At 56.0% G+C, this 8,348-nt stretch carries 6 protein-coding genes and 3 pseudogenes; 3 read left to right on the top strand and 6 right to left on the bottom strand.

The annotated features are described in order from the left end of the window. Positions 1-1,005: 1,005 nt before the first annotated feature. Together ACFFAR_RS17385 and ACFFAR_RS17380 are read right to left on the bottom strand one after the other, a co-directional pair. Positions 1,006-1,755: an SDR family oxidoreductase gene (locus tag ACFFAR_RS17385; RefSeq protein ID WP_174363428.1), complete on the bottom strand. Its 750-nt coding sequence runs from the start codon at positions 1,753-1,755 to the stop codon at positions 1,006-1,008. A 215-nt stretch (positions 1,756-1,970) separates the two neighbouring features. Beyond that, positions 1,971-2,726, bottom strand: a complete 756-nt coding sequence (locus tag ACFFAR_RS17380) for a glucose 1-dehydrogenase (protein ID WP_086383889.1) — start codon at positions 2,724-2,726, stop codon at positions 1,971-1,973. A 108-nt stretch (positions 2,727-2,834) separates the two neighbouring features. Between ACFFAR_RS17380 and ACFFAR_RS17375 the strand changes: the two genes are divergently transcribed. Continuing rightward, the gene (locus ACFFAR_RS17375; RefSeq protein ID WP_174363425.1) at positions 2,835-3,725 is read left to right on the top strand and encodes a LysR substrate-binding domain-containing protein; all 891 of its coding nucleotides are present in this window, start codon (positions 2,835-2,837) and stop codon (positions 3,723-3,725) included. A 99-nt stretch (positions 3,726-3,824) separates the two neighbouring features. Here the strand turns inward: ACFFAR_RS17375 and ACFFAR_RS17370 are convergent, their stop codons facing one another. From ACFFAR_RS17370 to ACFFAR_RS17355, 4 genes and pseudogenes are all read right to left on the bottom strand, one after another. Then, a complete protein-coding gene (locus tag ACFFAR_RS17370) occupies positions 3,825-4,331 on the bottom strand; it encodes a DUF1993 family protein (protein ID WP_174363426.1) in 507 nt (168 codons plus the stop codon). A gap of 88 nt (positions 4,332-4,419) precedes the next feature. Next, positions 4,420-5,085: a peroxiredoxin-like family protein gene (locus tag ACFFAR_RS17365; protein WP_062002976.1), complete on the bottom strand. Its 666-nt coding sequence runs from the start codon at positions 5,083-5,085 to the stop codon at positions 4,420-4,422. Between the two features lie 419 nt (positions 5,086-5,504). After that, positions 5,505-6,256: pseudogene (locus ACFFAR_RS17360) on the bottom strand (glucose 1-dehydrogenase). A gap of 112 nt (positions 6,257-6,368) precedes the next feature. Beyond that, positions 6,369-6,494, bottom strand: a pseudogene (locus ACFFAR_RS17355) (phosphohydrolase); the annotation flags it as partial. A gap of 136 nt (positions 6,495-6,630) precedes the next feature. Between ACFFAR_RS17355 and ACFFAR_RS17350 the strand changes: the two are divergent. Then, entirely contained in the window at positions 6,631-7,530 is a 900-nt protein-coding gene (locus ACFFAR_RS17350) for a LysR substrate-binding domain-containing protein (RefSeq protein WP_174363427.1), read from the top strand. Between the two features lie 92 nt (positions 7,531-7,622). Then, a pseudogene (locus ACFFAR_RS17345) lies at positions 7,623-8,348 on the top strand (3-isopropylmalate dehydratase); the annotation flags it as partial.

Genomic DNA, 8,348 nt, shown 5'->3' with positions numbered 1-8,348 from the left:
CGCAACCCCCCCTGAGGATGATATTTTGCATAAGTATTTTGGGCAACTTTGCATCAGTTTTGCGAACCAATTGGCTGGCTGCTGCATCGAACAGAGTCCGAATTCCAATGAAAGCATGTTGAGTCTGTGAATCACATGACACAGCGGTTCATAAATCACAAAGAGGGCGGCGGTGCCGGGCGGTGGAATCGGCGGAAGCATAACGTTTGGCGATAACCGCTAGCGTGGACCCCCGACTGTCGTGCGAGGTGCTGACGTCCGCACGGTAAGAATGCTTCGGATGGTAGCTGGAGAATTTTCGGCCACCGGACTTGGCGCTTCTCAGCGTGGAATCGAAAATTTAGGCGTTTTGATTCTCAGTGCCTACAAACGGCGCAGAGATAGGGCTTGCCCGGTTTAGCGCATCGTTTGACAGCATGACCAATGGCTGCGTCACCGACATGCCGACGCAGCCATTCGAGCGTTCGACTGACTCGTTTGTATGTAGCGTGACCAAGAGGTCCATTTTTGCCCACTGGCATACTGTTCAAACATACAGCACAGGTTATATATACAGCAATATTGAAGATCGCAAGTTCGCCACCAGTCGTGTGGTCATGCCCTGTGCCACAAGGAACCCCGAGGCAAGAATCTCTCCACGCTGCGGAGAAAATTGACGATCGACATGGCCTTGACGACATGGGGCAGAGTTACCACAGCAACCAAAGGAGGGCCTACAAACTTGTCCTATTTAAAGCTTCAGTTATGGAATAGATTGGCAAGCAACAAATTTAGCCTGCGTCACTTGCTTTGAATCGTCATAGCACGGGAAATTAGCGGTGGCATATTGACGGGTGAGCGCCACTGAGTACTAGCCCTCGCGTGTCGCCCATCAAGCAACTTTCCGGCTATCAGCCGAGCGGAAGGGGCAGGGTGCAGTTACTTGTGCGAATCCATGCTGCCTGCAATTCTCTCCGTACCGCCGCCTGTCAAATCGAAACGGGATCGCGATTAACCCAAGCCTTCCTAGACTTGGCCGGCGCCCCCGTCACCCATCAAATCTGAGCCGGTCATGTAAGAACTCTGGTCAGACGCCAAAAACAGTGCTGCGTTGGCCATCTCCTCGGCGCGGCCGAGCCTGCCGAGCGGAATCATTCCGAGGTACATGTTCACCAAAGCCTCGCGCGCTTCGGGCGTGGGTGCCTGCGAGTCGAGAATTGGGGTATCGATCACGCCTGGACTGAGGGTATTGACGCGAATGCCGCGGTCCTTGAATTCCGCAGCCCAAGTGCGGGCATAGGAGCGCAACGCCGCCTTGGTGGCCGCGTACGCGGTGTGGCCCGGAAAGCCTTTGAGGTGCATCGCTGACGAAACCAAGACGATCGAGCCACCCCGTGTCATCAGCGGCAGAAGCTTCTGGACCAGGAATACCGGGGCGCGGGCGTTAAGGTTGAACGTTTTGTCGAAGTGAGCAGGCGTGAGAGTTTCAATCGAAGCCTCCTCCGTCAAACCCGCGTTGGACACGATGATGTCGATTACACCCTTCTTCGCCTTTATGGTCGCGGCTACCTGATCAATATCAGCAAACTTTGTGACATCAGCTTGCAAAGCCGTCGCGTTTGGCCCGAGCAGCTCGGCGGCCTGATTAACCTCGGCCTGCCGACGACCGAAAAGAAAGACATGAGCACCCTCGGCGACGAACCTTTGTGCGATAGCCAAACCGATACCGGACGTTCCGCCGCTAATAACGGCAACCTTGCCAGAGAGAGTGGGCATTTTAAAACCTTGAATGTTGGAGAGATCAAGAAAGAACTGCTGGGACCACCCCGCATTTGTTCGTTGGGTTTTCATTTAACGACGCAAAAGCGGGTTCGTCCTTGGCATTTCGAGGACAGGCCTATGGCACAGCGCTTACGATTCAACGCACGGCAGTCGCCAGCCCTATTCGCGCGGGCCGCCTTTCACTTCGGGCGGGTCCGCGATGAATCGGCCTATCGCGAACCGCCTGCAGCATCGATAAGCGAACCAGTAATCCAACCAGCATCGGCGGAGGCGAGGAACGCGACGATGGTGGCGACATCGCCGGGTTGTCCTGCGCGGCCAAGCGGCGTTGCAGCGATCATCATTGCTTCGAAGTCGCCCTCAAGGCCAGCCGATTTAAAGCCTTCTGTCTTCACTGCGCCCGGGTTCACGGCGTTGACGCGGATTTGCTTGGGTCCTAGCTCTTTTGCGAGAACTCGCGTAATCGAGTTCACTGCACCCTTGGTGCCGGAGTAGACGACCGAAGTCGGCGGCGTCAGCTCACCAACCACCGATCCGATATTCACAATGCTTCCGCCTTCGGCAGGGAACAATGCCAGCGCAGCCTTGCTCGCGAAAAGCAGACCCGAGACATTGGTGCTGAACATGGCCGTGATGCTTTCACTAGTGACGGATTCCAGTGGTGCGAACGAGTAGATTCCGGCGTTGTTGACAAGAATGTCCAGCTTTCCGTATGTCTCTTTGGTAGCGGCAAACAACCGGGCGATGTCAGATTGAACAGCAACGTTGGCCTGAACTGCAATAGCCTTTCCGCCAGCGTTGACGATATCGCCCACAACGCGGTCAGCGTCGACCTTGCTCGACGAATAATTGACTACGACCGAAGCGCCTTGGGACGCTAGTTCCTTGGCGATAGCGGCGCCGATACCTTTTGAAGAGCCAGTAACGATGGCGACTTTATTTGCGAGCTTTTGTTGCTGTGACATGGTGAATCCTTTGTGAGAGAGCCAACGGAGTTGGCGTTGATTGAGCATCACCCCTTTATCGAACGTTGATAAGGCGCACAATCGAACTTTCTACTATTCATCCCAGACATGACCGACAGTATTTCGGCGCTGAAACTCTTTGTGCGTGTGGTTCGGACGGGGAGCATTTCGAAAGCCGGACGTGAGTTCTCGCTGTCACAGCCCTCGGCGTCGCGCGCTATCGCCATGCTCGAAAAGGACGTGGGTGCCCCGCTGCTTATGCGTTCTACCCGTGCCGTGGTCTTGACAGAGGCGGGCGCGGACTATCTTGCACGCATCGAGCCTATCCTTGCCGCGCTCGACGAAGCCAACCAGGCGGTGCGCGGGGCCGACCAGCTCCAAGGAGAGCTGCGTGTGGCGTTGCCGGCGACATTTGCTACACGGGAGGTCATACCGAAACTTCCAGCCTTCCTTGACAGGCATCCTGCACTGCGGATCAATCTCTTGATGGACGATGCCAGGCAAGACTTGCTTCGCGAAGGCGTCGATGTTGCCATTCGCTTCGGTACGCTTGCAGATTCGAACGCAACGGCTCGGCTGCTATGCAGGAACCAACGAGTGATGGTAGCCTCGCCGGAATATCTAAGTCGCGCGGGCGTTCCCGATTCGCCGCCTGACCTTTCAGACCATCAAATAATTATTGGGCCGTCCGCGAGCATGGCAAGCTGGTCGTTTGAACGCGACGGTCGAGCGCAATCCATTCGCCTCGAAGGACGTGTTGCGACAAGTTCCAACGACGGTGCCACGGCTGCCGCAGTAGCAGGACTCGGAATCGTGGGTACAGGATTGATGGGATGCAGCGCCGAATTATTGGACGGAAAGTTGATAAGGGTTCTGAAGGACTGGGATATGGGGACAACTGAGATCCACGCGGTTTTTCCTGCCGGGCGGGCTGCAAAACTTGCGGCGAAGACTTTCGTTGAACATTTGATAAGTTTTCTTCAAAGCCACGAGCAGTAGATACTTTTCGACACCACGGCGCGAGGTGCTTACACGATGTGCGCGGCATTGTCTTTGTCGCATACGAAAGGCGGAGTGTGGCTTTCGGGTTGGTCAGCGTTAATGCAACGGACCGAGATACTCTTTCTTGCCAATTGCGACACCTTGATGTCGCAAAATCGCGTGGGCAGTCGCGATATGGAAATAAAAGTTGGGCAACAGGAAACGGGTCAAATACTCAAAACCGGTCATGTCGCCGTTGATGCTTAGAAATCGCAGTTGAATAAGGCGCCGTTCGGCTCCGGCAAAGTCCTCACCGGTGAGCGTTTCCAAATGCTTCGCTGTGTTTCCAAGCCTAGTCTTCAGTTGCTCGATGTCTGCTTCCGTATCGGGGAAGACAGGCGCAACGGTGCCGGTCAACCTCGCAACGCCATTTTTAGCATTGTCACTCGCGCGCTGAACTTGGGCGCTGAAGGTCATCATGCCGGGGGCAAGCCGTGCTGCAAGAAGTGAGTCAGGAGCAATCCCGTAGTCGATGATGTGCTTCTGGGCATGATCGAGGTAGCCCGACATTTGCTGCAATCCACGCTTGAGAGGCTCGATGGTTAATTCCGTCATGGTAATCATTTGTCGTCCTGGTTTTACTCGTGAACCTGGTGGTGAAACATACAAGCCCCGACGACGGTCGACGCCGATCGTCGAAGTCGCCTTGGCCCTACCTCTCTCTGCTTCGCGCTAACTGCCTGAGAATCGGGAACAGCTCGGCTGGTTCGGCGCGAGCGGTGTAATCCGGATTGACGTCTGACCAGGCGATGTACCCGTCCTGCCCGATTACGAATTTCGCGGGCATGGACAGCGTCCATTCAGAATCGCCATTGAAGATGGAGAGGTCTGCACCGAGTAGCTGATGCACCTCCTGCAACTCGACCGGCAATAACCAACGAACGCCATACGCAGCGGCGACGCGGCCCAGTTTGTCCACCAATATTGGGAAGCGAAGATTGTTGTCCTGCCGTGATTGTTCGCTAAAGGTAGCTCTCTGCTGGGAGACGGCCACGAGGGTCGCGCCCAACTCTTCAATCTTTGGACGGGCTTGCTCAAAGGCGCTCAACTCAAGACTGCAATACGGACACCAGGCACCGCGATAAAACACCAAGACGACTGGCCCCTTGGACAGCAAGCCTCTAAGCGAAAGTTTTGTTCCCGCGCTGTCCAGAAGAGAAATATTAGGCGCGATGACGCCGGCCTGGAGCGCACGGTATGCGGCCCTATCTCTGATGAGTCTCGCGACTACGCCATACAATGCGTCCGATGAAGCGGCGTTTGTAGGGTCTAGTTCAAAGTGTGTTCTTACCTCGTCAAGCTGGTCCTGGAGTTTCACGCTAGTCCCTTATCCGGCATTGTAGAAACTTTGCCAGAGCAGGGGGTCTCAGACTAGATAGCTAAAACGCATAGTTGAAATGCACTTCATAGGGGTGAAACTTGCTGATCGCAGTCGGTTACGATGACGTCGAAATAATGCCGTGGAAGCAGTGTAGATGCTGTGCCCTGGCAGGCCTTCACCGCTTAGACCGGACGATATCGACGATTGCGTCTCCCGCTGCCTCAACGGAAGAATTCTCGGAACGCTGAAAGATGCTCCTTGCGCGTCAGCTATTTGACGAGCCTTGTCCTGTGGGGCCGTGATGAAATATGCTGGCGCGTTCCTCCTTCTTCCCGAAACGTCGGTAGGCAAAGCGGACGTCTCCAGCGGTAACGAATTGCGTTGGTGCCGGGGCAAGGGCATGGGGGTTCATCGATTTACACCCCAGCCCCACCGGAAACATAAAGGGTTTCTCCGGTTATCCAGCCGGCGTCGTCTGACGCGAGGAACACGACAGGTTTCGCGATATCCGCCGGTTGCCCAGCACGACCCAGTGGAGTCATCGCCACCATTTGCGCCTCCATGTCCCCGCCAGAAATCCCAGCGGTGTGAAGGCCTTCGGTGAGGACTAGTCCAGGATTGACAGCGTTTACACGGATATTTTTGGGTCCGAGTTCCTTCGCGAGCGTTTTCGTGATCGTATCAATGGCGGCTTTGGTGCCGGCGTAAATACTTCCCGTTGGCGGGGCCATGGTGCTGACCACTGAGCTGATGTTGATGATGCTGCCGCCCGTCGGGGCGAAAAAAGCAGCCCAGTCTTGGTGACCAACAGCAATTCAAAAACATTGGTGGTGAACTGTCGGTTGAAGTCTTCAAGTGTCACAGCTTCAATCGCCGAGAACGCATACGCGCCGGCGTTGTTCACCAAAATATCCACTTTCCCGAACGCCTTTTGCGTCGCCGCGAGCATGACGACGACCTCGCTTTCGACGCTCACACTGGCTTGTACCGCGATGGCTTTTCCGTCCGCCTTGACGATTTCGGCGACAACTTTGCCTGCCCCCTGTTTGTCAGTGGCGTAGTTGACGACAACTGACGCGCCTGCCTCTGCCAGATTCTTGGCAATTGATGCGCCGATACCCTTCGATGCGCCTGTTACAACCGCAACTTTGTTTGTCAGCGTTGACATTATGTTTTCCTTTTACCTGCTTCGTGCTTTGTGGATAGATGGATCCTTAGTGTTCGTCGCAGCGTGCCGCGACTCGACCTTTCTGTTCTTGCCTCGACGCAGCCCTGATCCGCTAGCCGTCCCAGCCAGAGGCTCGAATGATGTCGCAAAAATTGATGCGCTTGAACGCGGCGTCTTTGTCCGCGAGCACATCCGCATTGATGTTTCCAAAGGTTGTCTCAGGTTTAGGCTTAATACCAACGAAGCGAAATAGAAGACCCTACTCGAACGATTGAACAACAGATGAGCTTCTGTATCGCGAACGAATTGGCGTCGTCTCCTAACAGGCGTTGTAAGATCGACCGACCCAACTTGAATCGTTCCGACGTCCACCCATGAGAATCGATCCGTATAGCCTGGAGCTTTTTCTCGCAACTGCCAGAGAGGGTTCCATCGCACGGGCGGCAAAGCGGATGCACATTGCAACATCGGCGCTCAGCCGTCGTATTGCCGATCTCGAGCTCGCCATTGGCATGCCGCTTCTGGTGCGTTCTCCGGCCGGCGTCGAGTTGACGGAAGCAGGGCGGCACGCTTTCATCCGTGCGACCAGGCTGCACGATGACCTTCAATCTCTCGGTCGTGACGTGCAATCTCTCAGCGGACAGGTATCCGGCGTCGTACGCCTGTTTGCCAATGCGTCCGCCGTCGTAGGATTTCTGCCCGAGCGACTTATGAGCTTCCAGTCGGAATATCCCCATGTCGATATCGCGTTGAACGAACGCATCAGTGACGACGTGCTGCGCGCGTGTCTGGAAGATCGTGCCGACGTTGGCGTGTGCGTTGCGCCAGGGTCTGTACCGTCTGGCCTTGAATCAAGGCATTTCGCCGACGATCCGTTAATGGTGGTGCTTCCTCCCGCGCACGAACTCGCTAACGCGGATAGGCTGTCTTTCTCCGATGTCGTTAGATTTCCGCTGGTTGCACTTCAAGCGGGGGGATCACTCGATCAACTCCTCAAAGAGCGTGCCGACGCGGCGCGTGGTTCGCTTAGGATCAGTGTCACAGTCAATAGTTTCGACGCGCAATGCCGGATGGTTGAGGCCGGATTGGGGATAGGCATCGTACCGACGAGCGCGGCATCGGCGTTTGCAGGCACGCGCAACTTCGTGAGACGTCCGCTCGACGAACGCTGGGGACAGCGGGAATTGTGCGTTTATGCGCTACGTAAGTCGCCGCGCCTGAAAGCCGTTCAGGCGCTGATCGAGCATCTGTCACAAACGCGGGATGAGGGTTAGCACGGACATCGTAATCGGCGATGCCCCGTTTGCCGAAACAGCACTTGGTTGCAACGCCTTCGCCGGGCTAGATTGCCAGATGGGAGACAAACATGGCAATTTTCACTCTAGCGGGCCGAGTCCTTTTTCTGAGCGCGGAACCACGTCTCATCGAACGGCAGTTGGCGGGCGAAAACCTGACGCTATCGACGGCGCACGAGCTACGCGACGACGTATCGACCGACGAGATCACGCCGATGAGCGTGCTAACGCAATATGATGAACGTCTTGGCCGTTATCCTTACGTTGGCCTGCGTGTGGGCACGAAGTGTCCGATTGGCGTGGACGACATCAAATCAAACGGCTTTTGTGTCACGGTTGCGGGCAACCGGTATGGAAAGGGTTCGTCCCGCGAACACAGCCCAGTCGCGGAGCTCAACGCTGGGATTCAGCTAGTTATCGCCAAAAGTTTCGAGCGCATCTACCGACAGAACGCCGACAATCTGGGACTATTCACATCGACCGATTTTAGTCTGGTCGAGCGCATCCAGCGCGGCGAGCCGATCGACATCGACGAACTGGTTGCATCGCGCGACGCGCTGGCAGCCGCGATCTTGCGTAGTGGCGGGCTGTTGCGGTACGGCGCGACGAACATGCGTCATGTCGCGGTCACAAGTCTTGGCGCGCGGGCGGATGCCGTGCCACGCACGCTCGCCGAAAAAATTCTCGCCCGTCACGCGATCCGCACGGAGCAAACCAGCGCGACATTTGAGCCAGGCAATGGCGCTTTCGTACGTGCGGAATGGCGCTTCATCCACGAGTACTACACCGGCATGGCG

The organism is uncultured Caballeronia sp., assembly GCF_964243625.1.
Lineage (GTDB): Bacteria > Pseudomonadota > Gammaproteobacteria > Burkholderiales > Burkholderiaceae > Caballeronia.
This window is presented reverse-complemented; position numbering and strand designations above follow the sequence as displayed.

Coding starts and splice junctions, on each gene's coding strand:
- ACFFAR_RS17385 (WP_174363428.1), bottom strand. CDS start 1,755: ATGCCCACTCTCTCTGGCAAGGTTGCCGTTATTAGCGGCGGAACGTCC.
- ACFFAR_RS17380 (WP_086383889.1), bottom strand. CDS start 2,726: ATGTCACAGCAACAAAAGCTCGCAAATAAAGTCGCCATCGTTACTGGC.
- ACFFAR_RS17375 (WP_174363425.1), top strand. CDS start 2,835: ATGACCGACAGTATTTCGGCGCTGAAACTCTTTGTGCGTGTGGTTCGG.
- ACFFAR_RS17370 (WP_174363426.1), bottom strand. CDS start 4,331: ATGATTACCATGACGGAATTAACCATCGAGCCTCTCAAGCGTGGATTG.
- ACFFAR_RS17350 (WP_174363427.1), top strand. CDS start 6,631: ATGAGAATCGATCCGTATAGCCTGGAGCTTTTTCTCGCAACTGCCAGA.